We start from the raw sequence: 26,540 nt of genomic DNA, 5'->3' as shown, positions 1-26,540 counted from the left end.
ACCATACGGCACCCTCGGACGCGGAGGTAGGTTCGGAGCCGTGCCCGGACAGCGGTACCTCACCGACGAAAGGAGCGCCCCATGTGCTTCGCCGCGGACGCCCTGCCCCCCGAACCGCCCGGCGGTGCCGAGCCGGTCACCGGCTCCAGCATCACGCTGACCGCCGCCGACGGCGCCACGTTCGGCGCGTACGAGGCGGACGCACCCGCGTCCAGTGGGGCCGGTGTGGTGGTGATGCCGGACGTGCGCGGTCTGTTCGGGTTCTACGAGAACCTCGCCGAACGCTTCGCAGGCGTGGGCATCGACGCAATTGCCATCGACTACTTCGGTCGTACGGCCGAACAGCCGCCGCACGCGCGCGGTGACGACTTCGACTTCCGCTCCCACGTCGCCCGTACGACACCGGAATCGGTCGCGGCCGACGTCGGCGCCGCGGTCGACCGGCTGCGGACCCGTGGCCGGGTGACCTCCGTCTTCACCGTCGGCTTCTGCTTCGGCGGGTCGTACTCCTTCCTCGCCGCGTCGCGCACCGACCTCGCCGGCGTGGTCGGCTTCTACGGCGGCATGCGCCAGCGGGTCGAGGGCGGGCCGACGCCGATCAGCGAGGCCGCGCAGTACAAGGCTCCGGTGCTCGGCCTGTTCGGCGGAGCGGACGAGAGCATCCCGCCGGAGAAGGTCGAGGAGTTCCGGGCCGCGCTGGAGTCCGCCGGGGTGGAGCACACGCTGCACACCTATCCGGGCGCGCCGCACAGCTTCTTCGACCGCAGCTTCGACGACTACGCGGCCGAGTGCGCCGACGCGTGGACCAGGGTGCGGGAGTTCATCGCCACCCGCTCCGGCCCCCGGCCCGCCTGACCGCGCGAGGAGCCGTCTGTCCGCCCCACCGGGCGGGCGGGACGGCGGAAGGTCGGAGTTCAGCTGGCGGGCAGGCGCTTTCCACCGCTTGCGAAGGTGGCCTTACGGTGGTCTGAGAACGATCCCACCCAGGAGGGCCACCCATGGCTGCGAACGATCCGACCGGGCGGCCCGACGCCCACACCACCACCGGCGACCAACCGACCGGCGCCAATGCGACCGGCGCCAATGCGACCGGCGCCAATGCGACCGGCGCCAATGCGACCGGCGCCAATGCGACCGGCGCCGGCCCGGCAACGGGCGCCGACGCGCTCGGCGCGCTCCGGGTGTGGGAGACGCCGGAGTTCACCGGCGCGAACCGGCTGCCCGGCCGCGCGACCCTGCTCCCCTACCCGACCGCGGAGCAGGCCCGCGCCCAGACCGGCGCCCGGGTGCTGTCGCTGGACGGCGACTGGGCACTCAGGGTCGTCGACCGCCCCGAGGACACCCCGGCCGACTTCCCCGCCGCTGACCTGGACGTCTCCGGGTGGGACACGGTGGCGGTGCCTGGCAACTGGACGATGCAGGGCCACGGCCGCCCGCAGTACACCAACGTCCAGATGCCGTTCGCGCCCAACCGGCCACCGTACGTACCCGCGGCCAACCCGACCGGGCTCTACCGGACGACGTTCGACCTGCCCGAGGGTTGGGACGGCTCCCGCGTCGTCCTGCACGTCGGCGGCGCGATCTCGGTGTCCTCGATCTGGGTGAACGGCGTCCCGGTGGGCATCGGCAAGGACTCCCGGCTGCCCAGCGAGTACGACGTGACGGCGGCACTGCGCCCCGGCGCCAACTCCCTCGCCGTGCAGGTCATCCAGTGGTCGGACGCGAGCTACGTCGAGGACCAGGACCAGTGGTGGCAGGCCGGCATCCACCGGTCGGTCTACCTCTACGCGACCGAGGCGACCTACCTGGCCGACGTGGCGGTCACCGCCGGCTACGACCACACCACAGGCGCGGGAACCCTCACGGTCAAGGCCGAGGTGGGCCAGCTGCCCGGCCCCGGCTGGAAGGTCACCGCGACCCTCGACGCCCCCGACGGCGGGCCGGCCCTCGCGCAGCCGCTGACCGGCGAACCCGCCGCGCGCGCCGGTGACCTGCCCGGCCTCGGCGTGGTCACCCTCGCCGCGGATCTGCCCTCGGTCTCACCCTGGTCGGCGGAGGTCCCCACGCTCTACACCGTCCTGGTGAGCCTGGTCGACCCCGACGGCAACGAGGTCGAGGCCACCCGGGTCCGCACCGGTTTCCGTACGGTCGAGATCCGCGACCGTGAGCTCCTCGTCAACGGCCGCCCGGTCTACATCCGCGGCGTCAACCGGCACGAGCACCACGAGAAGTTCGGCAGCGCGGTGCCGAAGGAGACGGTGGAGCAGGACGTCCGGGTGCTGAAGGCGTTCAACGTCAACGCGGTCCGCACGTCGCACTACCCGCCGGACCCGTACTTCCTGGAGCTCGCCGACATCCACGGCTTCTACGTCGTCGACGAGGCGAACATCGAGGCGCACGCCAACTACACCACCATCTGCGACGACCCGCGCTACCAGGCGGCGTTCGTCGACCGGGTGAGCCGGATGGTGCTGCGCGACCGCAACCACCCGAGCGTGATCGCCTGGTCCCTCGGCAACGAGTCCGGTTACGGCCCGAACCACGACGCGGCCGCCGGCTGGGTTCGCCGGGTGGACCCGACCCGGGTGGTGCACTACGAGGGCGCGATCGCGCCGGACTGGTCGGCAGGCCACCCCTCCTCGGACCTTGTCTGCCCGATGTACCCGTCGATCGACCGGATCGTCGAGTGGGCGAAGACCACCACCGACCACCGGCCGCTGATCATGTGCGAGTACGCGCACGCGATGGGCAACAGCTGCGGGAATCTGGCCGACTACTGGGCGGCGATCGAGGGTTACCACGGCCTGCAGGGCGGGTTCATCTGGGAGATGCTCGACCACGGCATCGCGAAGAGCCCCGACGACCCGCGGCCCGGCTTCTCCTCCGGTGACCAGCCGGGGTACTGGGCGTACGGCGGCGACTTCGGCGACACCCCGCACGACGGCAACTTCGTCTGCGACGGGCTGTTCTGGCCCGACCGGACGCCGCACCCGGCGATGTGGGAGGCCAAGCGGCTGTTCCAGCCGTTCGACGCGACACTGGTCGGGGACGACCGGCTGCGCGTGCGCAACAAGTACGACTTCCGCGACCTGTCCCACCTGCGGATCTCCTGGGAGGTCACCGTGGACGGCACGGTGGTGGAGTCCGGCACGCTGCCGGGGCTGTCCACCGCGCCGGGCGCGGAGGAGGAGGTCGCCGTGCCGTGGACGCGGCCGGACCTCGGCCCGGGTCAGGAGGCGTACGGCACGCTGCGGTTCCACGCCGACGACGTGCCGCTGGCCGGCCCCGACCACGAGGTGGGCTGGGTCCAGCTGCCGATCGGCACCGGTCCGGCGGCCTCGGCACCAGGCGAGACGGCAGCCGCTGCCGGGTCCGGCCTGGCGGTCGAGGAGTCCGGGGACGGCTGGACCGTTCGCGGTGACCGGGTGGAGGTCGTCGTACGCCGGGCCGACGGCGCGCTCACCGAGTGGCGGGTGGACGGCGTGGACCTGCTGGAGTCCGGCCCGGTGGTCAACACCTGGCGGGCGCCGACCGACAACGACGGCATCCGGCTGGACGAGAACCCCTGGCAGCGCGGCCACCAGGCGTACTTCCGCTGGCTGGACGCCGGCCTGGACCACCTGGTCACGAACACCGAGTCCGTCCGGGTGGAGTCCGGCAAGGACGGCGGCGTCGTGGTCAGCCGGGTCGAGCGGCTCACCCCCGACGGCGGCAAGGAGGCCGAGGACAACGGCCTCGTGCACGAGGCCCGGTGGGAGATCGGCGCAGACGGCAGCCTGACCGCGAGCCACCACATCGAGGTCGGCGCGGGCCTGCCCGACCTGCCGCGCATGGGCGTGCTCGCCACCGTGCCGGCGGGCTTCGAGCAGGTGGAGTGGTTCGGCCGCGGGCCGCACGAGAGCTACGTCGACCGCAAGGCCGGCGCGGCGGTGGGCCGCTGGTCGGGGACGGTGGACGAGCAGTACGTGCCGTACATCCTGCCGCAGGAGCACGGCAACAAGACCGACGTGCGCTGGCTCTCCCTGCGCCGGGCCGACGGCGCCGGGTTGCTCGTGAGCGCGCCGACGCCGGTGGAGGCCGGGGTGTCGCACTACTCCGCGCGGACGCTCGGCACGGCGCGGCACACCGCCGATCTGGTACGCGACGACGTCACCTACCTCACCGTCGACGTACGCCAGCGCGGGCTGGGCGGCGCGAGCTGCGGGCCGGACGCGCTGGAGGTCTACCACGTGCCGTCGGGTACGTCGTACGACCTGGCCTACCGGCTGGTCCCGCTGCGCGCGGACGACGACGCGGCGCAGGTGCACCGGGCGGTCTGAACGATCGGCTGACCACCTGGTCGTGGTCTGGTCAGCACGAGCGAAGCGGCGGTCCGACTCCTCGGGGTCGGGCCGCCGCTGCGCTGGGGCGCCAGTCGAAGTGGTGACGTAGAACGCGGTTCCACGGGTTGGTCAACTTCTCCTCGAAGACCGCCGGTGTTCACGGATCGTTGACGTCGCCTAACGACACCGGCTGGACGCCGCTGTCCTGGGCCAGGACACCAGCACCCGCACGTACCGTTTGTCGACGACGTACCTTCCGTCGTACGCACCGGTGTCGTCGGCGCCGTCGCCCGCGCCTTCGGGGAGCGGCAGAACCTCCACCCGCATGTCCGCACTGCCGGGGCGGCCGGCGTCGTGCCACGCCCGGGCGGCGGCCACCAGCCGGGTGGCCAGAGCGGACCCGTCGACGCCGTAACCCCGGACCACCAGCGGCGCCACCGCCGACCGGTCCTCGGTACGCGGCCTCGCCAGCAGCGCGGCACTTGCGCCGGCCACGAGCCCGGAGCCGATCGCGGCCGACGGACCGGACGGACCGCCGTAGACGACCGGGAACTCCACGGGCCCGCGTTCGACCGCTTCGGCGCCGGCGTGCAATCCGCAGCTGTCCGGCTCGGTGAGCGCGAGCCAGCAGAAGAGGCCGTCCACGAGTTGTGGTGTGGTCAGGTCCAGTCCGGTCGCGAACTCGACCGGTGGTGCGGTCAGCGCCGCGGCCAGCCGGTCGGCGTCGATCTCCCGCTCGCCGTCGACCGACAACGAGACGCCGGCGTCGCCCTCCCCGATCCGGAGCCGCCGCCCCGGCCCGGCGGCCAGGCCGCGCAGCGGCATGAAGCCGCAGGTGTGCGCCGACCGGCTGCGCCACCGCGGTCCGGCGGGTCCGCCGGCCGAGCCGTCCGGACCGAGCCGCTCGAACGCGATCGACCGCATCACGCCACGCAGGTCGAACGGCACCACCAGCCGGCCGTCAACCGCGAGTTGCTCGAACCACGCCGGTGGCAGATCCCATGCGCCGGCGGTGACGATCATCCGGTCGTACGGCGCACCGTCGGGCACGCCCAGCGCACCGTCGCCGCACACCACGCGCACCTGCCCGTATCCCGCCGCCGCCAGGGCGGCCAGGGCCGCATCAGCCACGTCGGGCTGCAGGTCGATCGTCGTGACACTGCCGGCCGGGCCGACGAGGTGCGCGAGCAGGGCGGCGTTGTAGCCGGTGCCGGCGCCGATCTCCAGCACCCGGTGGCCGGGCCGCACGTCCAGCTGCTCCAGCATGATCGCCATGATCGCCGGTTGCGAGGACGAACTCGTCGCCGTACCCTCGGCGTCCCGGCGGGTGACCACCGCCTCGTCGACGTACGCCTCGGCGGGTGGTACGCCGGGCAGGAAGAGGTGCCGCGGCACCGTCGCCAGCGCGTCCGCCACCGCTGCGTCGTGCAGCACGTCGCGCGCCCGCAGGTCGGCGACGAGCGCGTCCCGCAGCGCGCGCAAGTCCGGCTTGACAGTCACTCAGCCCACCCACCTCTGCCACTCAGCCCCACCTCAGCCACTCAGCCCACCTCAGGGCACCCGCGCCTCGAGCGCCTCGTCGCCGGGTGGAAGCTCCGGAGCGGCCTCCTCGCGTTCGGCCTGGTCCACGTCGATCCGGTCGGTCCAGCGGGCGTCGGGATCCGGTTGTGGGACCGATGCCAGCAGCAGCTGGGTGTACGGATGCTTCGGCGTGTGCATGACCTCCGCCACCGGGCCCTGCTCGACCACCCGGCCCCTCGTGATCACCATGACGTCGCCGCCGACGTAGTAGACGGTGGACAGGTCGTGGGTGATGAACAACGTCGTCATGCCGTAGTCGCGCTGGAAGTCGACCAGGATGTCCAGGAACAGTTTGCGCACCTGCGCGTCCAGCATGGACACGGGCTCGTCGGCGATGATGAACGCCGGCCGCAGCATGTGCACCCGGGCCAGCATGACCCGCTGGCGCTGCCCTCCGGACAGCTGGTGCGGGTAGCGGCCGAGCACCTGGCCGGGGTCGAGCTTCACCGCCCGCAGCGACTCCTCCATCAGCTCGCCGGCCTGCTCCTTCGACCGGGCCAGCCCGAACTTCCTGATCGCGCTGCGCAGCACCCGGTCCACCCGGTAGACGGGGTTGAAGATCGCGTACGGATCCTGGAAGACCGGCTGCACGTTGCGCCGGTAGTCGTCGTACTCGGCGCGCGACAACTTCGAGATGTCCTTGCCGCCGTAGGTCACCGAGCCCGAGCTGGGTGCCTGCAGCCCGAGAATGATCCGGGCGATGGTGCTCTTGCCACTTCCGCTCTGCCCCACCAGGCTGACGATCTGCGGCGGGTCGGAGCGCAACGCGAACGACGTCTCGTGTACGGCCGTGAGGAAGCCGGTCGCCGAGCCCCGAGCGTGGAACCGCTGCACCACCTGTCGCAGCTCGATGTCCTTGCCCCGCCCGTCCCTGCCCCGGGTGTCCTGCGCCTGGCTCACCGCACCTCACTCCCCTTCCGCTGCTGGTGCTGCCAGGGCGCGTCCCCGATCCGGGGGATCGACTCGATCAGGCTGCGGGTGTAGGGATGCCGGGGTTGTTTGAAGACCTGGCGTACGTCACCCACCTCGACCACGCGTCCCTCGTACATCACCGCCACCCGGTCCACGAGCTGTGCGTGCACACCCATGTCGTGGGAGATCACCACCAGTGTGACGCCGAACTGGTCGCGCAGGTCGCCCAGGCTCTGCAGGATGACCCGCTGGATGGTCACGTCCAACGCGGTGGTGGGTTCGTCGGCGACCACCAGGTCGGGTTCGAGTGCGATGGACATCGCCATCAGCACGCGCTGCTTCATCCCACCGGACAGCTCGTGCGGGTACATCCGCGCCACACCGGGGTCCAGGCCCATCGAGCGCAGCAGCCGCGGGATCATCTCGTCGACCTCGCCCCGGCGCTGGCCAGCGTGCTCGAGGATGACGTCGCGGAACTGGTCGCCGACCCGCATCACCGGGTTCATGGAGTTCATCGAACCCTGCGGGAGGTACGACAACGCCCGCCAGCGCAGTGCCCGCAGCCGGCGTTCGTCCACCTTGAGCAGGTCGACCGACGGCCCCTCGCTCGGGTGGAAGGTGATCCCCCCGCCGGCGACGTAGCCGGGCGGGCGGAGCAGCCGCAGCAGGGACACCGCCATGGTGCTCTTGCCGCTGCCGGACTCGCCGGCGATGCCGAGGATCTCGCCCCGGCGCACGGTCAGGTCCACGCCGTCGACGGCGGCGACGTCACCGCCGGTCGTTCGGTAGTGGACCTTCAGTCCCTTGATCTCCAGCACCGGGCGCTGCTGTGCGGCGTCGGCCTGCGGAGGCGTCGCGGGTTCGGTCGCGCTGGCCCTAGGCACCGGCGACTCCTCTCAGACGCGGGTTGTAGACCTCTTCCAGCCCGATGTTGCAGAGGTTCAGCGCCGCGAACAACAAGGTCAGCAAGAAGATCGGTGCGACGAACATCGGCCACGCGCCGAGGGTCAGCGCACCGGTCCCGATGGCACTGAAGATGATCTTGCCCAGGTCGATGGTCTCGCCCGGGCCGAGCCCGATCACCTCCAGGCCGACCAGCGCGAAGATCGCGCCCAGTGCGGACGAGGCGAAGCCGACCCCGATGTAGGGAAGCATGTTGGGCAACAGCTCGTAGGCGATGATCTCCAGGTCGCGGAACTTCGTCACCTTGGCGAGCTCGACGTAGGGCCGCGCCCGCAGGCTCAGCACGTGCGCGCGGATCGTCCGGGCCGCGAACGGCCAGCTGAACACCGCGAGCATCAGCGCCACCTGCGTGATGCCGACGTTCTTGGTGTACGCCGACAGTGCGATCAGCAGCGGAAAGCTCGGCACCACCAGCACCATGTCGGTGAACGTCGACAGCACCCCGTCGACCGCGCCGCCCTTGTATCCCGCGACGAACGCCATCAGCACACCCGCGATCGTGGAGATCACCCCGGCGATCGCGCCGACCTTCAGCGACACCGCGAGGGCGCCGATCGTCATCGCGAACACGTCCCGGCCGAACTGGTCGGTGCCGAGCCAGTGGTCGGGCGAGGGCACCTGCCACTTCTCGTACGCCGCGATCGCCACCGGGTCCTGCCCGCCGCCCACGGCGGAGGAGATCAGCGGACTCGCCACCGCGGTGAGGATCAGCAGGAGCAGCAACGCCAGGCCGGTCGTCAACTTCCAGTTGCTGGTGAGCACGCGCCCCAGGCCACGTACCAGTTTCATGCCCACTCCCTAACGCCAGTACTTGACCCGCGGATCGAGCAGCGGGAGCAGCAGGTCGAGTATGAGGTTGGCGGTGAGGACCGCGAAGATCGCCAGGTTGGTGACACCCAGGATCGTGTTGAAGTCGAGGATCTGGATGGCGTTCACCAACGTCGCGCCCAGCCCCGGGTAGTTGAACAGCTGCTCCACCAGCACGTTGCCGTTGAAGATGAACCCCAGCGAGATTCCGAACGCGGTCACCTGCGGCAGGTAGCAGTTGCGCAGCGCGTACTTCGTGAGGATCTTCCGCGGCCGCAGCCCCTTCGCCTGGGCGTAGGTGAGGTAGTCCTCGCCCAGCACCGGCACCATCAGCATCCGGGTCGACAGCAACCAGCTGAACACCCCGATCACCACGATCGACAGGCTGGGCAGCAGGCCGTACTTCAGCAGACTGAACAAGAACTCCGGTGAGAGTCCCGGTGTCAACCGCGCGTTGTACGCCGAGCGGGCCGGCAGCCAGGCCAGCTGGTAGGCGAAGATGAACGTCAGGATGAGCGCCAGGAAGTAGTACGGCACGTGCGACAGCGCGATCGCCACGTTGGTCACCAGGTCCGCGCCCGGCTTGCCCCGCCGCCACCCGGCGAGCGCACCGACCAGCAGACCGATCACCCAGGCCAGCACCGCGGACAGCCCGAGCAGCCCGACCGTCCACGGCAGCGCCCGCATGATGACGTCCTGGGCCGGTGTCGGGTAGTTGAGCAGCGACGGGCCGAGGTCCTGCTGGAACAGCACGCGGTACATGTAGTGCAGGTACTGCGAGAAGAGGTTGCCGTCCAGGCCGAATTCCGAGCGGTAGCGCTCGATCACGGCCGCGCTGGCCGCGGCGTTGTAGACGTAGTTCTGCTGCAGCGTCTGGATGAACGTCTGGATCGGGTCGCCCGGGATCAGCCGGAAGAAGAAGAACGCGACCGTCACCGCGCCCCACAGCTCGACGAGGTAGAGCCCGAACCTGCGGACGGCGTAGCTCGCGAGGGGGTGCGCGGCGAGCCAGGACCGCATGCGTCCCGGCTCGACCGCGACCTCCGAGCTCACTTCTTCCCCGTGGGCTGGAGCTTTCCGATCACGAACATGAACTGTCCCCACCAGTTGTTCGGGACCTGGTAGAGGTCGTCGCCGGTCGGCCAGCCCTTCCAGTAGGTCGTGTTGTAGTACGACGGGTAGGCGGTCTGGATGACGGGGATCACCGGCAGCCGCTTGTAGTACTCCGCGAGCGCCTGCTGCATCAGCGGCTTGGCCTGCGGGCTCTCGGGGTTCATCACCGCGAGCCGCTGGGACAGCTCGTCCAGCTTGGGGTCGTTCAGCCGCACCTGGTTACGCCCGACCGAGTTGACGCCGATCTTCTTGGCGTACTTCCCCTGCAGGCCGACGTAGAGCTGGTTGGGGTCCCAGGAGACGCTGCACACCCACTGTGAGGAGATGTCGAACTGGCCGCGCTCGAACTTCTCGCTGTGCACCGAGCCGCTGTAGCTGCGGATGTTGGCGGTGACGCCGAGCTTCTTCAGCTCCCCGACGATGAGCTGGCCGATGACGAACTCCGCGCCGTCGACACCGGACGGCGTGATGACCTCGATGGTGGCCGGCTTGCCCTTCCACATCCGCTTGCCGCCGGGGCCCTTCTTGGCGCCCATCTCGTCCAGCAGTTCGGCCGCCTTGGCCGGGTCGTACTCCATCTTGTACTTGCCGGCGACCGACGCGACCTCCCACTTGTCGTTGCCGTCGTAGTCGGCCCAGGGGTACTGCGCGGTCGGCGTCTTCACCGGCCACACCGTCGAGCCGACCTTCTGCCGGTCGATGACGTAGGAGATGACCCAGTGCATGCGCGGGTCCCCGATGATGCCGCGGGCCGGGTCGCAGTTCAGCCACAGCGCACGCGGGCACGGGTCGTGGAACGGCGTGGTGACGAGGTGCGGGTATCCCTGGCTGCGCAGCGACTTCGCGTGCTGCTCGTCCAGCGAGCCGACGTCGAACTCCGCCCTCTTGAACGCCTGGCTGGCCGCGTCCTGGGACTGGGCGGTCGACTGGAAGATGACGTACTGGACCTTCGGGTAGAACTTGTCCTTGTTCCAGTAGTCGGGGTTCAGCTTCCAGACGAACATCTTCTGGCTGGCGATGGCCTTGTCCAGCACGTACGGCGCGGTGCGCACGGGCGGGTTGTCGCGGAACTTCGTCGGGTCCTTGCCTTCCCAGATGTGCTTGGGCAGGACGTCGAAGCCACTGGCGATCGTGCAGATGAAGCCGTAGTGCAGCCGCGGGTTCGGCTTGGACAGCTCCATGATCGCGGTGTGCGGGTCGGGGGTGGCGACGTCCTTGACGAAGTCCTTGAGGTCGCCGCCGCCGCCGAGGAGCTCGGGGTTGTCGCGCATCAGCAGGACGGTGAACTTGAAGTCCTCGGAGGTGAACGGCTTGTTGTCGCTCCACTTCGCCTTCGGGTCGAACTTGAAGGTGAGCGAGGTGAAGTCCTTGTTGTACTCGTAGCCGGTCGCCAGCCACGGGATCAGCTCACCGGTCGGCAGGTTGAGGTAGAAGAGGTACTCCCGCCCCACGGTGTCGAAGCCGTTGCCGGCCGCGTTGCCGTTAGGGATCCGCAGGTTGAAGCTGTTGAAGACCTGGTAGTCGACCTGGCCGATGACGAGCGTCTTGTTCCGCGGTGTCGGGATGTTCGCCTTGCCGACCGCAGGCTCGTCGTTGGCGCCCTCCGGCTTCTTGCCATTGCCGGAGTAGCTGCCCCCACTGCTGGAACACCCGCTGAGGAAGCCGCCGCCGAACAGCAGCGCGGCGCCGGCACCGAGGCCGGCCTTCAGCGCGCCGCGTCGGTTCATGAGCTGATAGCTCAGCACCTCTTCGACGTTCTCGAACTTGCGGTCCGACGACTCCATCGGTGCACCTCCATGTGCATACGCCGAACGTTGGGCACAGTGCTTCGGCGCCTTGGGCCGGACACACCTCGCCCACACTCGGGGCGACTCCGGGCACACCGATGTACGCCCGCGAGGGGCGTGGAAGAAAACGGAACGTGACCGAGGGGCGACTCTGCACTGCGTGACGCCGCACAAGTAAATTCCTGCCGACAGGGGGAGTCAACAGCCTGCGCACGGACAGTGGTTGCCAGATCTGGACCTGTGTTCAAGTTTCGAATTCAGGGCCTCGGGTAATCCCCGGAGACCGGGGGTCCAAGGTCGGCAACCCGAGAGGCAATCCCCGCAAAGGCCGAGAACACTGGCCGGAAGCATGCAAGGGTGGGAGGTCCGCGTGTCCCGGGAGCGACGCATCACCGAGGCGTTCGTCGAGTTGGCCGGTACGGCCGCGAGCCAGGACGACACCGCCGCCTTCCTTCGGCTGTTCGCGCAACGATGTGTCGACCTGGTGGACGCGGCCGGCGCCACCGTGATGCTCGCCGACGAGCACGGCCGGCTCAGTCTCGCCGCCACCTCCTCACCGGCGGTCCGGCTCGCGGAGGTCACCGGCCTGCGCGTCGGCAGCGGGCCCGGGCCGGAGGCCCATGCGCTCGGCCGCCCCGTGGCCTGCCCCGATCTGGACTCACCGCCGGAACGCTGGGAGGCCTTCGCCACCGCCGCCCGCGCCGAGGGATACGCCTCCGCGCACGCGTGGCCCCTCCGCGACCGCGACGAGGTGCTCGGTGCGGTCGAGCTCTGTCGCACCCGGACCGGTCCGTACGACGAACCCGACGCCGAGCTCGCCGCGGCGCTGGCCCACGTCGCCGCGATCAGCCTTCTCCGCGCACGCCGGCAACAGCGCGCCGACGTCCTCACCCAGCAACTCCAGCAGGCGCTCGACAGCCGGCTGGTCATCGAGCAGGCCAAGGGGGTGCTCGCCGAACGCCGCAGCCTCGGCATCGACCAGGCTTTCGTCCTCTTGCGCGGCCATGCGCGCCGGCACCAGATGCGGCTTGCCACGCTGGCCGGCCAGGTCCTCGACGGCACCGCGGACGGCAGCCTCCTCGGCCACCCGGACCCGCGTACGAGCGGCAAGGGTCCGGCGCCGGCCGAGTCCGCACGGGCGGCCGGAAGGTCACCTGCCGGCCGGCCCCACCCGACGCAGCCGACGCGCACGCAGCCGTCGCGCACACAGCCGGCTCGCCCCGGACCCGCCGACCTGGCGAGGATGAGTCCCCGTCGGCCGGGCGGGCAGCCGCGCCCCGACCCGCCCCTGACGCCGTGAGCTCGGCCGGGACGTCAGCTCGGCCGGATCACCGCGAACGGCGTACCCGTCAACCGCTGCCCCATCGGGTTGTCGGCCAGCACTGCGGCCAGCGTCGAGGCGGGCAGCGACCGGGGTGACACCCCACGCACCGAACCGCCGAAGTCGTTGATGTCCACGATGGCGACCCCCACACCCAGCCGCTGATCGAGGCGGGCGCACACGTGAGCCGCGCGCACGGGTTCCAACGGCGGGAAGAGCAGGTGCTCGTACGGCGGGCGTGCGCCGTCGATGTCGCGGGCCAGCGACCCGGCGATGCGGTAGAACGTGCCCTCGACTCCGAAGAACCGTCCGACCGCGCCACCCGCCGCCGCGGCGTAGATGCGGACCCGTCCGGTCGTCCGCAGGACGTACGCCATCTTCTCCGGCACCGACAACCCACGGGAGCCGGGGCGGGGCCGGACGAACGACGCGAGCAGGCGCGCCTCGCGTCCCACCCGGACGTCGCCGGTCGGCACCGCGCCGCCCTCGAGCAGCACGACGACCTTCTCGCTGATCGCCACGGTGTCACCGGGTTCCAGCTCGGTGAGGTACTCCGACAGCACCTCGGCCAGGTCGTCCTTCTCCGTCAGCCAGTGGGTTCTTACCGGAAGCCGCTGGAAGGACCGTCCGTCGACGGTGATCTTCGTCCAGGTCCGCGGCGTAGTAACCGACATGCCTCTCCCCCCGTCCAGCGCGTTCTGTCGCCAGGCAAAGCCATCCTGAACGCCAGGCAACGCGCCGGTAAGGAGATGAGATCCCTCTAATTTGTCCGCTCGTTCGGGAATCTGCACAGCAGATTTCGTTGTGCCGGGCACAATGGATGATTTCCCGTGTGGGTCATCACGTTTCCCGGCGAGTTCCGGCGAGCGCCGTCAGCCGTGGGACCCGACCACGACGTTCTCGCCGACGAGCCGGTATCCCTGACCGCGTACCGTCTGGATGCGGTCCGAGCCGAGTTTGCGGCGGAGGTACCGCACGTAGACGTCGACCACGTTGGATCCGGGGTCGAAGTCGTATCCCCAGACGTGGGACAGCAGCTGTTTCCGGGACAGCACCTGGCCGGGATGCCGGAGGAACATTTCCGCGAGCAGGAATTCGCGGGTGGTCAGGTCGACCGCCCGGTCACCGACCACGGCACGCCTGGTGCGCAGGTCCAGCGAGAACTCGCCGTGGCGTACCACCGTGACCGGCGGGCGCGGAACCGCGTTCAGGCGAAGGCGAATCCGGGCCAGCAGTTCCTCGAACCGGAACGGCTTGCTCATGTAGTCGTCGGCCCCGCCCTGCAGGCCGGCGACGGTGTCGGCGACCGACGTGCGCGCGGTCAGAATCACCACGGGGATGGCGTTGCGTGCCTCCCTCAGTCGCCTGAGAACCGTGAAGCCGTCCTTGCCCGGCAGACCGAGGTCGAGCACCATCAGGTCGTATTCGCCGGTCGCGGCGTGACGCAGCGCGGAGTCCCCGTCGGTGACGGTGGTGGTGTCCAGCCCGTTGCCCCGCAGGCCCTTCTCGATCAGCGCCGAGATGCCCTGCTCGTCCTCGGCGATGAGGATGTGGGTCATCACCGGACTCCTTCCTCGAAACGTCTGGCACAAGTGCCGGCCATAACTGCGATTCCCCCGCCAAATGAGTCGTAACTTCGGATAATGAGCGGAGCCAATCGAGGACAACTGGGGCAATCGGTGACTGTGAGCACGGGCGGGTATTCACCGCACCAACTGGTGCGCGTACCGCGGGCAGCACGGATCCGCGTTCTCGGTTGGCTGGTGGCGTTGTGCGCCGTGGTGATGGCTGCTGCCGGCGGTGCCGTGATGGCGATCGGACACGCCCGGACGACCGCCGAAGTCGATGCCGACCTGAGTCGCGATGTCCGTCAACTCGTGAACTCGCGGACGGTTCGCATCGACCCCGGCAACGGGCAGGCAGTCACACCGACGCGCCGGGACTTCTCGGCCGCGTTCGCCGCCCACCCACCTCGACCGGACGAGGCGTACTTCGGGTTCGTCGACGGTCGGCTGCTCGCCCGGTCGGCCGGCAGCGACCTCGCGGCACCGGACACGTTCAGCGGTGTTCTGGCCGTCGCGCGGACAACGGCGCAGGTGACAGCGCGGGCAACTGCCGACGGCGCGGAGCCGGGGGAGGTGGCCGTCGCCGACGACCTGCGCGTGCTCGGCACATCGGTGCCGGGCGCAGCCGACCCTCGTGCCGTGCTCGTGGTGGCCCGCGACACCACCCGGGTCGATGCCGGCCTCTACGCGGAGTTCCGTACGTACGCCCTCGTGGCCCTGGCCGGGCTGGTGCTGCTCGCCCTGGCCGGCTTCGCGGCCACCGGCCGGATCCTCACCCGACTGCGCCTGCCTGCACGCGCCACCACCGGGCAGCCGCTCGCCTTCGCACCGCTCACGCTGCACCGGCAGGTCCTCGACGACGCGGGGCACGAACTGCGTACGCCGATCACCATCATGCGCGGGCACCTCGAGCTCCTGGACCCGAACGACCGGGCAGAGGTCGCCGCGACCCGCGAACTGGTGCTCGACGAACTCGACCGGATGGCCCGGCTCGTCGAGGACCTGGCGACCCTGGCCACCGCCGACCGGCCGGACTTCCTGCGACCCGCTCCGGTGAACGTCGGTGTACTGGTGAAGGAGATCGCGGAGAAGGCCCGGACCCTCGGGCACCGCGACTGGGTGGTGGAAGCCAGCGCCGACACCACCGTGGTCGCCGACGCCCAGCGGCTGACCCAGGCCCTGCTGCAGCTCGCCGACAACGCCGTACGCCACACCGCCGAGGGCGGCACCATCGCCCTCGGCTCCGGTGTCGACGAGAGCATCCGGATGGCCAGGCTGTGGGTTCGCGACACCGGCCCGGGAGTGAGCGAGGCCGACCGGGAACGCATCTTCGGCCGGTTCGAACGCGCCGCCGAGGAGGAGCCGGGGTCCGGCTCGGGACTGGGCCTCGCGATCGTGGCCGCGATCGCGAAGGCGCACGGCGGCCGGGTCGTGCTGCACTCCACGCGCGGTGTCGGCGCGACGTTCACCGTGCTGATCCCGCTGGTCGGCAGCGGCGCAGAGCACGCCGGCGAGCGCGCCGGCGCACACGAGCCCGCGCTCAACGGTGACGCCGACAGGCGTGCCGAGGTGGTCGAGGGGGCCACCACCGACGCGGCGCGGACGCCGGCCGCCGGACACGTGCGAGTGATCCGCTGAGTGGGGGCAGGCGGGCCGCGGTCGTCCGCTCCTCCGCGCTGCTCGTCGGGCTCACCGCCGTCAGTCAGGTGCTCGGCTTCGCCCGGGACGCGGTGATGGCCGGGGTGTACGGCGCGACCGCCGCCGTGGACGCGTTCCTCGTCTCCCAGGGCGTGATGAACGTCGTGCTCGGGCTGGTCTCCGGGGCCATGGCCAGGTCGCTGGTGCCTCCGGTGGCGCGGGCGGTCGAGGAGAAGCGCCCGAAGGAAGGGCAACGCACTGTCCAGGTCGCCTTGACAGTGACGATGGCCGTTCTGCTGGTGGCGTCCGCGGTGATGTTCGTCCTCGCCGACGCGGTGGTCGACTTACTGGCGCCCGGCTTCGACCCGCACACCGAGCACCTGGCCGTCACCACGACCCGCATCGTCCTGGTCGCGACGGTGTTCGTCTCCGGAACCAACCTCCTGGCCGGTGCCGCCCAGGCACACGGCCGGTTCTTCTGGGCCGGTGTGCAGGGCGTGCCCTTCAACCTGGTGATGATCGCCGGGATGGTCGCCTTCGGCGCGAGGTACGGCGCGGCCGCGTTGGCCGGGGGCTTCGTCGTCGGGTCGGCCGCCCGCCTCGCCGCCCAGCTTCCGGCGGTGCGCGGCATCGGCCTGCGGCTGCGGCCCTCGCTGCACGTCCGTGACCCCGGTTTCCGGGAGATGATGCGGATGGTGCCGCCGCTGCTGGTGGGCAGCGCCATCGTGAACGTCAACACGACGGTCGACCGCGCGGTCGGCTCGGCCCAGGGCGCCGGCACGATCTCCTCGCTCAGCTACGGCTGGCGGGTGGTCACGCTGGCCGAGGTCGTCCTGGTGACGGCGTTCGCCACCGCGTTGTTCCCCGCGTTCAGCGCACTCGGCCGACCGGAGCGCCGGGGAGAGCTTCGCCGTGCCACCGGGCGGGTCCTCGGCGTGGTGCTGGTGGTGATCGCCCCCGTGGTAGTGGTGCTCGCGGTGGCGGCCGAACCGATCGTGGTGCTGCTGTTCGGACGGGGCAGCTTCGACGAGCGGGCCGTCCACCTGACCACGCTGGCGGTGTCGACGTACGCGCTCGCGCTGCTCGGGCTCGCGGTGCGCGAGGTGGTGGCCCGGGCCAGCCTTGCGGTCGGCGACAGCCGCGCTCCGGTGCTCACCGCGCTGGGCGCGATGGGCGTGAACGTCGTGGGCGACCTGACCCTCGGTGTGCGGTACGGCGTCACCGGGCTGGCGGCGTCCACGTCGGCGTCGGTGCTGCTGGCCGCGACCTGGCTCAGCGTGCTGACCGCCCGGCGGCACCGCGCCCTGGCGCTGGCGCCGATGGCCCGCACCGTCCTCGCGGTCGCGGTGGCCGCGGCGGTGTCGGCGGTGGCGGGCGTCGCGGTCTCGCGCCGGCTGCCGGTCGAGGGTGGCCGGGAGGCGCTGGTCTCCCTCGCGGTGACCGGTGCCTGTTGCCTGCTGACGTACGCCGTGGTGCTCGTACCAACCCGGGTGTCCGCTCTGGCCGATCTGCGCGCGGCCCTGCAGGACCTGACCAGCAGGCGCCGCTGAGCAGGCGCCGCCAACCATGCCGTTCGTCGTCCACGCCCACCGTCAAGGCGGGCTTGCCGCAAGCGCGGCTTGCACCCGGGATCACCTACGGCACGGACGCTTGCGGCATTTCTCCCAAGGTCTCACCCGAATGTCGACCCGCGCCGGCGGACCCGCCCTTAGGCTGATCCACGTCGCCCTGGGTCGACGGGGGCCGGGGAGATACGCCCGAGGAGCTCGCCATGTCCGACAGACCGGACAGCCTGCACAGCGCGGACGGGCCCGCGATGGCCCGGTTCGGGCTCGGCGGGGCCGGCAACGCCGCCGATCCGTGGTCGAAGGCGGCGGAGAACTTCCCGGTCGCGCTGCGGGTGCTGCCCGTACGCATCCGGCAGGACCTGGAGGCGGTCTACCGCTACGCCCGGCACGTCGACGACATCGGGGACGTGGCGCCCGCCGACCGGTCGGGCGTCCTCGACCGGCTGGCCGGCATCGAGGCGGACGTCCGCGCGCTCTACCACGGCGACCGGGTGAACGACCCCGTTGTCGCCGACCTGGCCTCGCTGGTGGCCAGGCAGCGGGTGCCCGCCGATCCGCTGCTGCGGCTGGTCGAGGCCAACCGGCGCGACCAGCGGGTCCACCGGTACGAAACGTTCGCGGACCTGCTCGACTACTGCCACTACTCCGCGGACCCCGTGGGCGAACTCGTCCTGCTCGTCTTCGGCCGGGCCACCGCCGAGCGCGTCCGCCGTTCGAACCAGATCTGCACGGCACTTCAGTTGCTGGAGCACTGGCAGGACGTGGGCGAGGACTACCGCCGGGGCCGGATCTACCTGCCGCAGGAAGACCTGCGGGCGTTCTCCGTCGCGGAGGAGGAACTCGGCCGGCCCCGGGCGAGCGAGGCGCTGCGGGCGCTGATCGCCTTCGAGACCGCCCGGGCGCGGAACCTGCTGGAGGCGGGTGCGCCGCTGCTGGGCACTCTGCCGGGCTGGGCGCGGGTGAGTGTCGCGGGCTACGTCGCGGGTGGGCGGGCCACCTGTTCGGCACTTCGCCGCGCCGGGTACGACCCGCTGCACCGGGTGCCGCGGCCCACATCGCCGGTGATCGCCGGGGCCTGGTTGCGGAGCATGCTCGGTTCGCGGCGTACTCCTGCCGGTCGCCGGGGATGAGAAGGGGATGAACGTCGACCAGGCCTACCGCGAATGTGCGGCGATCACCCGCCGGGAGGCACGGGACTTCTCGTACGGCATCGCGCTGCTTCCCGGGCCGAAGCGGCGCGCCCTGTCGGCGGTGTGCGCCATGGCCCGCCGCGTGGACGACATCGGCGACGGTGACCTGCCGGTGGCCGAGAAGCTGCGGCGGCTGGCGGTGGTGCGTACCCAGGTCGAACGACTGCTGGACGGCGCGCCACCCGATCCCGGTGAGTCCGCGTCCGACCCGGTGACGGTCGCGCTGGCCGACGCCGCGCAACGGTTCCCGATCCGGCTGGGCGCCTTCCTGGAACTCCTCGACGGGTGCGAGGACGACGTCCGGGGAATGCGGTACAAGACCTTCGAGGACCTGGTGGCCTACTGCCGGAAGGTCGGTGGCTCGGTGGGCCGGTTGGCGGTCGGCGTGTTCGACCCGCGGTCGTACGCCGAGGCCGAGCCGCCGGCGGAGACCCTCGGCGTCGCGGTGCAGCTCACCTGCACCATCCGCGACCTGTACGACGACCGGCTGCGCGGCCGGATCTACCTTCCGGCGTCCGACCTGGAGGACTACGCCTGCACCCTCGAGCTCCGCGAGCCAGGCGAGCCGCGGGCCGGCGCCGACGAGGGCCTGCTCGACCCGGACAGCTTCGCCGACCTGGTGCGGTTCGAGGCGAACCGCACGCGGGCGTGGTACCTCCGCGGCCTCACCCTGCTGCCGCTGCTGGACCGCCGCAGCCGGTCGTGTACGGCGGCGATCGCGGGCGTCCACCTGCGGCTGCTCGACCGGATCAGCGCCGACCCCGATCTCCTCCGCAACCAGCGCCTGGCGTCACCGACCGGGGCGAAGCTCGCGGCGGCGGCGCGGGCGCTGACCCGAGGTGACGCATGACGTCGGTCGTGGTGGTCGGCGGCGGCCTGGCGGGGATCGCGGCCGCGGTCCGGCTGGCCGACCGGGGTGCCCGGGTGCGGCTGCTGGAGGCACGTGCACACCTGGGCGGTGCGACGTACTCCCTGGACCGGCCGGCGGTCGCGGGCCGGTCCGGCCTGGTCGCCGACACCGGCCAGCACGTGTTCCTGCGGTGCTACCACGCCTACCGCGCGCTGCTGGAACGCCTCGACGTGGCCGCGCTCGCGCCGGTGCAGGAACATCTGGCGATCCCGGTGCTGCACCCGAGCCGACATCCGGACCGGCAACCGGACGGGCACCCCGACAGGCCGGCCTGGATCTACCGCTCCCGGCGCGGGCCGGCCCCGCTGCACCTGGCCCGGTCGCTGGCGGCGTACAAGCCGTTGACGCCGTTGGAACGGCTGCGCGCCGGCAGAGCCGTGTTCGCGCTGCGCCGGGTCGACCCGGACGACCCGCGCCGGGACACCGCGACCTTCGGCGAGTGGCTGCGCGAGCACCGCCAGTCGGGGCCGGCGATCGAACGACTCTGGGGGCTGATCGCGGTCGCCGCGCTGAACCTCCCGCCGGACGAGGCGTCCCTCGCTCTGGCCGCCAAGGTGTTCCGCACCGCGTTCCTCGAACGGCCCGAGGCCGCCGACCTGGGCGTGCCCGCGGTGTCCCTGCGGCAGTTGCACGCCCAGCCCGCGGGCCGGCTGCTGGAACGCCTCGATGTCGAGGTACACACCAACGCGAAGGTCCTGGCCATCGACCCGGTTTCCGACGTCGGCACCCATCGGTTCGTCCTGCGTACGCGGACCGGCGAACTCACCGCCGACGCCGTGGTGGTGGCAGTCCCACACCAGGCCGCCGCCCGGCTGGTGCCGGCCCGCGCGGTCCCAGACGAGGGACGGGAACGCTGGGCCCGCCTGGGTTCGGCACCCATCGTCAACGTGCACTTGCGCTACGACCGGCGGGTGACGGCGTTCCCGTTCGCCGCGGCGCTCGACTCGCCCGTGCAGTGGATCTTCGACCGTACGCGCGCCGCGGGGGTGGACCGCGGCCAGTACCTCGTGGTGTCGGTGTCGGCCGCGCACGCCGAGGTCGGCATGCCCACCGAGGAGCTCCGCCGCACGTACGCCAACGCGGTGGACGACCTGCTACCCGGCGCGCGCAGCTCCCGGGTGGTCGAGTCGTTCGTCACCCGCGAACCCCACGCGACGTTCCGCCAGAGCCCCGGCACGGCGGCGTTGCGTCCACCCACCCACACCGGACTACCCGGGCTCACCCTCGCCGGCGCGTGGACGGCCACGGGATGGCCGGACACCATGGAGGGCGCGGTACGCAGCGGCCTGCGGGCGGCGGACGCGCTCTCCCTCACCAGGACCCCGACTTCGCGACCCCTTGGAGAGGCCCTGTCATGACGCTGCTCCCCACCGAACTCCGCATCGCCGAGACCCACCGGCTGGTCGAGCCCGCCCTGCTCGCCGCACTCGACCGGCTCGACGCGGGCACCCGGCGCGCCTGCGGCTACCACCTTGGTTTCTGGGACTCCGACGGCCAGTTCCCGGCCGAACCCACCACCCGCGGCAAGGGGCTGCGGTCGGTTCTCGCGGTGCTGTCCGCACAGGCCGCGCAGGCCCCGCCCGAGGTGGGCGTTCCCGCCGCGGTCGCCTGCGAGCTCGTGCACAACTTCTCGCTGCTGCACGACGACGTGATCGACGGCGACACCGAACGCAGGCACCGGCCGACGGTGTGGGCGCGGTTCGGGGTACCCGACGCGATCCTCGCCGGGGACGCGCTGCTGTCCCTGGCCAACGAGATACTCGCCGAGGCCGACTCCGTTCACGTCCACGTGGCCGTACGCCGGCTGGGCGAGACCGTGCGGCAGCTGATCGCCGGCCAGGCCGCCGACATCGCCTTCGAGAAACGCGACGACGTGACGCTCGAGGAGTGCATGAGCATGGCCGCGGACAAGACAGCCGCCCTGCTGGCGTGTTCGGCCTCGCTCGGTGCCGTGCTCGCCGGCGCCCCGCCCACCCTGCTTACGGCGCTGACGTCCTTCGGGCGGCACGTGGGCATGGCGTTCCAGCTCACCGACGACCTGCTGGGGATCTGGGGCGATCCGGTGCGCACGGGCAAGCCGGTGTTGTCGGACCTGCGGGCGCGGAAGAAGTCCGTCCCTGTGGTCGCCGCGCTCACCGCGCCGACGATGGCGGCGGACGAGCTGCGCGACCTCTACCGCCGGCCAGACCCGCTGGACGAGGCCGAGCTCGCCCGGGCCGCGTCCCTGGTCGAACAGGCCGGCGGCCGCGGCTGGACCGAGGACGAGGCGGACCGCCAGCTCGCGGCCGGGATCCGGGCACTGGCTCCGGTCGACCTGCCGGACCCGGTCCGCGACGACCTGGCCCGGATCGCGGGCCAGCTTCGTGGACGGAGCACCTGAATGGCCGGCCTGTCCCAGCACCCGAAGCACCCGGAGCACCCGAGGTTTCCCATCGCCGTGGACGACGCGTCGGCACACGCGGCGCTGGACCGTGCCGTCGAGCACCTGCTGGACCTGCAGGACCCGGCCGGCTGGTGGAAGGGCGAGCTGGAGACCAACGTCACGATGGACGCCGAGGACCTGATGATGCGGCAGTTCCTCGGCGTACGCACCGACGAGCAGACCGCGCAGTCCGCCGCCTGGATCCGAAGCCAGCAACGCGACGACGGCTCGTGGGCGAACTTCCGGTTCGGGCCGGGCGACGTGTCCACCTCGGTGGAGGCCTACGTCGCGCTCCGCCTTGCCGGTGACGACCCCGACGACCAGCACCTGAAGCAAGCCCGTCAATTCATCCTTGACAACGGTGGAGTCGAGGCGAGCCGGGTCTTCACCAGGATCTGGCTCTCGCTGTTCGGCCAGTGGAGCTGGGACGACGTGCCCGCGCTGCCGCCCGAGATCGTGCTCGCGCCCCGCTGGGTGCCGTTCAACGTCTACGACTGGGGCTGCTGGGCCCGGCAGACGCTGGTACCCCTCACCATCCTCGGCGCACTCCGGCCGAACCGCCCGCTCGGTGTGAACGTCGACGAGCTCCGCACCGGTTCGCCCCCACCGCCACCGGACCCGCCGGCCACCTGGCGAGGGGCATTCGCCCGGCTGGACAGGGTTCTGCATTCCTATGAACGCCGCCCGGTCCGGTCCGTGCGCAAGCTGGCCCTGCGCCGGGCCGCGGAGTGGATCATCGCCCGGCAGGAGAAGGACGGCTGCTGGGGCGGCATCCAGCCGCCCTGGGTCTATTCGCTGATGGCACTGCACGCACTCGGCTACCCGGTGGACCACCCGGTGCTGGCCGCGGGCCTCGCGGGCTGGGAGCGCTTCACCATCCGCGAGGAAACCCCGCACGGCACCGTACGCCGGATCGAGGCGTGCCAGTCGCCGGTCTGGGACACCGCACTCGCCCTGGTCGCACTCGGCGACGCGGGTGTGGACCCCGGGGCCGGCCCGATGGTGCGGGCACGGGACTGGCTGCTGGCGGAGGAGATCACCGTACGCGGCGACTGGGCCGTGCGGCGGCCGCGTACTCCCGCGGGCGGCTGGGCGTTCGAGTTCGACAACGACGGCTATCCCGACACCGACGACACCGCAGAGGTGGTGCTCGGCCTGCGCCGGACCGCCGAGTCGCCGCGGGTGGAGGAGGCGGTACGCCGGGCCCGGGTGTGGCTGCGCGGCATGCAGTGCCGGGACGGCGGATGGGGCGCGTTCGACGCCGACAACACCCGCGAACTCGCCTACCAGTTGCCGTTCTGCGACTTCGGCGCGGTCATCGACCCACCCAGCGCGGACGTCACCGCACACATCGTGGAGATGTTCGCCCACGAGGGGCACGCCGACGACCCGGAGGTGCAGCGCGCGGTGCGCTGGCTGCTGGACGCGCAGGAGGCGGACGGATCGTGGTTCGGCCGGTGGGGGGCGAACCACGTCTACGGCACCGGCGCGGTCCTGCCCGCACTGGTGGCCGCCGGGCTCTCCCGGCACGACCGCGCGGTCGTCCGCGGCGCGAACTGGCTGACCGCGCACCAGAACGCCGACGGCGGTTGGGGCGAGGACCTGCGCTCCTACACCGATCGCTCGTGGGTGGGCCGTGGTACGTCCACGGCATCGCAGACCGCGTGGGCGCTGCTGGCACTGGAGGCCGCCGGGTTGCGCGACTCCCCCGCCGTCCGCGCCGGCATGGCCTGGCTGGTGGCCACCCAGCGCCCCGACGGCGGCTGGGACGAGCCGCAGTTCACCGGCACCGGGTTCCCCGGCGACTTCTACATCAACTACCACCTCTACCGGCTGGTGTTCCCGGTCACCGCGCTCGGCCGGCTGCTCGCCCCGGCAGACGATCCACAGGGCCACGCATGAGGGGAGCTGCGATGCCGGCGGAGTACGTCCTGTGCGCACCGACCCGGCTGGAGGCGGCCGCGGTCCGGCGTGGCCTGGCGACCTCCGCCCCGGTGCTGCGTACGGGCATGGGCCGGCGGCACGCCGAACGCGCCGCCCACCTGCTCGCGCACACCGGCCGGCCGCCGGCGGGCGTGGTGGTGGCCGGGGTGGCAGGCGCGCTGGACCCAGCCCTCGCACCGGGCGACGTGGTGGTGGCCACGGAGGTACGCGCGGGCGAGCGCACCGTCGCCTGCCCGAGCGCCCCACTGCTGGCCGCCCGGCTGGCCCGGCTCGGCCTGACCGTGCGCACCGGGCCGGTGGTGAGCAGGGAACGGCTGGTCAGCGGAGCCGCCCGGACGGCGCTGCGCGACACCGGCGCCCTCGCCGCCGACCTGGAGTCCGGCTGGCTCGCCGCCGGCCTGCCCACCTCCACCGCGACGGCGTGCGTACGGGTGGTCGCCGACCCGGCCACCGGCCCGTTGTGGCGACCTGCCACGCTCGCCCACCTGCGGACGGCGGTACGCACGCTCGCCACGGTCGCACCCGCAATGGCCGACTGGGGTGCGGCGACGGGAGCACGGACGGTCCTGCTGCCCTACCCACGCTCGTTCTGCGCCGGCGTGGAACGCGCCATCGACATCGTCGAGCGGGTCCTCGCCCATCGCGGCGCCCCGGTCTACGTCCGCAAGCAGATCGTGCACAACTCCCACGTCGTAGCCCGGCTGGAAGGCCTCGGTGCGGTGTTCGTCGACGAGCTGGACGAGGTGCCATCTGGCGCGACGGTCGTCTTCTCCGCCCACGGTGTGTCGCCCGCCGTAAGGAAGGAGGCCGCCCACCGCGGCCTGGCCGTCGTGGACGCGACCTGTCCCCTGGTGGCGAAGGTGCACAGCGAGGCACGCAGGTTCGCCGACCGCGGCGACACGGTGCTGTTCATCGGGCACGACGGTCACGAGGAGACCGAGGGCACCGTCGGCGAGCGGCCGGGAAGCACGGTACTGGTGGAGGACCTCGCCGGTGCTGCCCGCGTGCGCGTGCCCGACACCAACCGGGTCTCCTACCTCGTGCAGACCACGCTCGGGGTGGACGAGGTCGCCGAGATCGTCGACGTCCTGCACGAGCGTTTCCCCGCCCTGCAGGGGCCGGCCTCCGACGACATCTGCTACGCCACCACCAACCGCCAGCAGGCCCTGCGGTCGGTGGCCCGGAAGGCCGATCTCGTCCTCGTGGTCGGCTCGCGGAACTCCTCCAACGCCAACCGGCTGGTCGAACTCGCCCGGCGCCTGGGCACCCCGGCACACCTGGTCGACGACCCGGGTGGCATCGACCTTGCCTGGCTCACCGACGCGGCGACGGTCGCCGTCACCGCGGGCGCTTCGACGCCGGCGTCGCTGGTGGACGCGACCGTCGACGCGCTGCGCGGCCTCGGCCCGGTGGACGTGCGCGAGCACGTGGTCACCACCGAGGAGATCGAGTTCACCCTGCCGAAGGAGGTGCGCAACCCATGACCATGCCGATGCGGCAGAGCCTGCGAATCGGGCGGTACCTGCTGACCCAGCGCCTGCGTGGCCGGGAGAAGTTTCCCCTGCTGGTGGAACTCGAGCCGTTGTTCGCCTGCAACCTTCAGTGCGCGGGCTGCGGCAAGATCCAGCACCCGGCGGATGAGCTCCGTCGCCGGATGCCGGTCGAGCAGGCCGTGGCCGCGATGGAGGAGTGCGGCGCACCGATGGTGTCCATCGCCGGCGGCGAACCGCTCATGCACCCCGAGATCGACCGGATGGTCGCCGAACTGGTGAAACGGAAGATCTACGTCTTCTTGTGCACCAACGCGTTGCTGGTGCGCAAGTGGTGGGACCGCTTCGACTTCCGGCCGTCGCGCTACTTCGCGTTCGCCGTGCACATCGACGGCCTGCGCGAACGCCACGACGCGTCGGTGAACCACGAGGGCGGCTTCGACGAGGCGGTGGCGGCGGTGAGGTTCCTTCAGGCACAGGGATTCCGGATCACCACCAACACCACGTTCTTCACCAACGACAGCCCGCAGAACGTCGTCGACGTGCTGGACTTCCTCAACGACGACCTGCACGTCGACCAGATGATGATCTCGCCGGCGTACGCGTACGAGAAGGCGCCCGACCAGGACCACTTTCTCGGCGTCACCCAGACCAGGGAGCTGTTCCGCAAGGCGTTCGCGAACGGCAACCGCGCGCGCTGGCGGCTCAACCACTCGCCGCTGTTCCTGGACTTCCTCGAGGGCAGGGTCGACTTTCCCTGTACTGCTTGGGGAATCCCGTCGTACTCGCTGTTCGGCTGGCAGCGGCCGTGTTACCTGATGAGCGACGGGTACGCCGCGACGTACAAGGAACTGGTCGAGGAGACCGACTGGGACAGCTACGGGCGGGGCCGGGACCCGCGGTGCGCGAACTGCATGGCGCACTGCGGGTACGAGCCGACCGCGGTGCTGGCCACGACGGGGTCCCTGCGCCAGTCGCTGCGGGCGATCACCGGCGGCTGACAAGAT

At 71.4% G+C, this 26,540-nt stretch carries 20 protein-coding genes; 12 read left to right on the top strand and 8 right to left on the bottom strand.

What is annotated here, in order from left to right; translation table 11 throughout:
* Positions 1 to 81 precede the first annotated feature (81 nt).
* Complete coding sequence (locus BLU27_RS08670) at positions 82 to 855, top strand: dienelactone hydrolase family protein (RefSeq protein WP_092652236.1); 774 nt, start codon at positions 82 to 84, stop codon at positions 853 to 855.
* Between the two features lie 143 nt (positions 856 to 998).
* The gene (locus BLU27_RS08665) at positions 999 to 4,319 is read left to right on the top strand and encodes a glycoside hydrolase family 2 TIM barrel-domain containing protein (protein ID WP_092652234.1); all 3,321 of its coding nucleotides are present in this window, start codon (positions 999 to 1,001) and stop codon (positions 4,317 to 4,319) included.
* A 180-nt stretch (positions 4,320 to 4,499) separates the two neighbouring features.
* On the opposite strand, the gene fxlM is transcribed toward BLU27_RS08665, so the two are convergent.
* Genes fxlM through BLU27_RS08635 form a run of 6 tightly spaced genes read right to left on the bottom strand, consistent with a single transcriptional unit; the run spans position 4,500 to position 11,482 of the window.
* The gene (gene fxlM, locus BLU27_RS08660; RefSeq protein ID WP_157728344.1) at positions 4,500 to 5,822 is read right to left on the bottom strand and encodes a methyltransferase, FxLD system; all 1,323 of its coding nucleotides are present in this window, start codon (positions 5,820 to 5,822) and stop codon (positions 4,500 to 4,502) included.
* Positions 5,823 to 5,873: 51 nt separating this feature from the next.
* Positions 5,874 to 6,803, bottom strand: a complete 930-nt coding sequence (locus BLU27_RS08655; RefSeq protein WP_092652232.1) for an ABC transporter ATP-binding protein — start codon at positions 6,801 to 6,803, stop codon at positions 5,874 to 5,876.
* On the bottom strand, positions 6,800 to 7,699 hold the full coding sequence (locus tag BLU27_RS08650; RefSeq protein ID WP_241827862.1) for an ABC transporter ATP-binding protein: 900 nt from the start codon (positions 7,697 to 7,699) through the stop codon (positions 6,800 to 6,802). Before BLU27_RS08650 ends, BLU27_RS08655 begins: the two co-directional genes overlap by 4 nt.
* The gene (locus tag BLU27_RS08645) at positions 7,692 to 8,567 is read right to left on the bottom strand and encodes an ABC transporter permease (RefSeq protein WP_092652230.1); all 876 of its coding nucleotides are present in this window, start codon (positions 8,565 to 8,567) and stop codon (positions 7,692 to 7,694) included. The genes BLU27_RS08650 and BLU27_RS08645 overlap by 8 nt, the downstream gene beginning before the upstream one ends.
* A gap of 9 nt (positions 8,568 to 8,576) precedes the next feature.
* On the bottom strand, positions 8,577 to 9,638 hold the full coding sequence (locus BLU27_RS08640) for an ABC transporter permease (RefSeq protein WP_241827861.1): 1,062 nt from the start codon (positions 9,636 to 9,638) through the stop codon (positions 8,577 to 8,579).
* Complete coding sequence (locus tag BLU27_RS08635; RefSeq protein ID WP_092652228.1) at positions 9,635 to 11,482, bottom strand: ABC transporter substrate-binding protein; 1,848 nt, start codon at positions 11,480 to 11,482, stop codon at positions 9,635 to 9,637. The genes BLU27_RS08640 and BLU27_RS08635 overlap by 4 nt, the downstream gene beginning before the upstream one ends.
* A gap of 373 nt (positions 11,483 to 11,855) precedes the next feature.
* Here BLU27_RS08635 and BLU27_RS08630 point away from each other — a divergent pair, with 373 nt between their 5' ends.
* Positions 11,856 to 12,785 (top strand): GAF and ANTAR domain-containing protein, encoded by a 930-nt coding sequence (locus BLU27_RS08630; protein WP_172804911.1) that lies wholly within the window; start codon positions 11,856 to 11,858, stop codon positions 12,783 to 12,785.
* Positions 12,786 to 12,799: 14 nt separating this feature from the next.
* Here BLU27_RS08630 and BLU27_RS08625 read toward each other — a convergent pair whose 3' ends face one another.
* Entirely contained in the window at positions 12,800 to 13,480 is a 681-nt protein-coding gene (locus tag BLU27_RS08625; RefSeq protein ID WP_241827860.1) for a hypothetical protein, read from the bottom strand.
* A 198-nt stretch (positions 13,481 to 13,678) separates the two neighbouring features.
* On the bottom strand, positions 13,679 to 14,365 hold the full coding sequence (locus BLU27_RS08620; RefSeq protein WP_092652224.1) for a response regulator transcription factor: 687 nt from the start codon (positions 14,363 to 14,365) through the stop codon (positions 13,679 to 13,681).
* Positions 14,366 to 14,485: 120 nt separating this feature from the next.
* Here BLU27_RS08620 and BLU27_RS08615 point away from each other — a divergent pair, with 120 nt between their 5' ends.
* The 9 genes from BLU27_RS08615 to hpnH all read left to right on the top strand — a co-directional run bounded on the left by BLU27_RS08615 (position 14,486) and on the right by hpnH (position 26,534).
* Positions 14,486 to 16,009 (top strand): sensor histidine kinase, encoded by a 1,524-nt coding sequence (locus BLU27_RS08615; RefSeq protein ID WP_157728342.1) that lies wholly within the window; start codon positions 14,486 to 14,488, stop codon positions 16,007 to 16,009.
* Positions 16,006 to 17,559 (top strand): murein biosynthesis integral membrane protein MurJ, encoded by a 1,554-nt coding sequence (murJ, locus tag BLU27_RS08610; RefSeq protein ID WP_092652220.1) that lies wholly within the window; start codon positions 16,006 to 16,008, stop codon positions 17,557 to 17,559. The genes BLU27_RS08615 and murJ overlap by 4 nt, the downstream gene beginning before the upstream one ends.
* A 221-nt stretch (positions 17,560 to 17,780) precedes the next feature.
* Positions 17,781 to 18,707: a squalene synthase HpnC gene (gene hpnC / locus BLU27_RS08605; protein WP_241827858.1), complete on the top strand. Its 927-nt coding sequence runs from the start codon at positions 17,781 to 17,783 to the stop codon at positions 18,705 to 18,707.
* A 7-nt stretch (positions 18,708 to 18,714) separates the two neighbouring features.
* A complete protein-coding gene (locus BLU27_RS08600) occupies positions 18,715 to 19,617 on the top strand; it encodes a squalene/phytoene synthase family protein (RefSeq protein ID WP_092652218.1) in 903 nt (300 codons plus the stop codon).
* The gene (gene hpnE / locus BLU27_RS08595) at positions 19,614 to 21,035 is read left to right on the top strand and encodes a hydroxysqualene dehydroxylase HpnE (RefSeq protein WP_092652216.1); all 1,422 of its coding nucleotides are present in this window, start codon (positions 19,614 to 19,616) and stop codon (positions 21,033 to 21,035) included. The genes BLU27_RS08600 and hpnE overlap by 4 nt, the downstream gene beginning before the upstream one ends.
* On the top strand, positions 21,032 to 22,057 hold the full coding sequence (locus BLU27_RS08590) for a polyprenyl synthetase family protein (protein WP_092652214.1): 1,026 nt from the start codon (positions 21,032 to 21,034) through the stop codon (positions 22,055 to 22,057). The genes hpnE and BLU27_RS08590 overlap by 4 nt, the downstream gene beginning before the upstream one ends.
* A complete protein-coding gene (gene shc, locus BLU27_RS08585) occupies positions 22,058 to 24,001 on the top strand; it encodes a squalene--hopene cyclase (protein WP_092652212.1) in 1,944 nt (647 codons plus the stop codon).
* Positions 24,002 to 24,012: 11 nt separating this feature from the next.
* Entirely contained in the window at positions 24,013 to 25,527 is a 1,515-nt protein-coding gene (gene ispH / locus BLU27_RS08580; protein ID WP_092652210.1) for a 4-hydroxy-3-methylbut-2-enyl diphosphate reductase, read from the top strand.
* Complete coding sequence (gene hpnH / locus BLU27_RS08575) at positions 25,524 to 26,534, top strand: adenosyl-hopene transferase HpnH (protein ID WP_092652208.1); 1,011 nt, start codon at positions 25,524 to 25,526, stop codon at positions 26,532 to 26,534. The genes ispH and hpnH overlap by 4 nt, the downstream gene beginning before the upstream one ends.
* The last annotated feature ends 6 nt before the right edge of the window (positions 26,535 to 26,540 follow it).

Source organism: Actinopolymorpha singaporensis (assembly GCF_900104745.1).
Lineage (GTDB): Bacteria > Actinomycetota > Actinomycetes > Propionibacteriales > Actinopolymorphaceae > Actinopolymorpha > Actinopolymorpha singaporensis.
The sequence above is the reverse complement of the archived record's forward strand: the minus strand, read 5'-3'. Positions and strand labels throughout refer to the sequence as shown.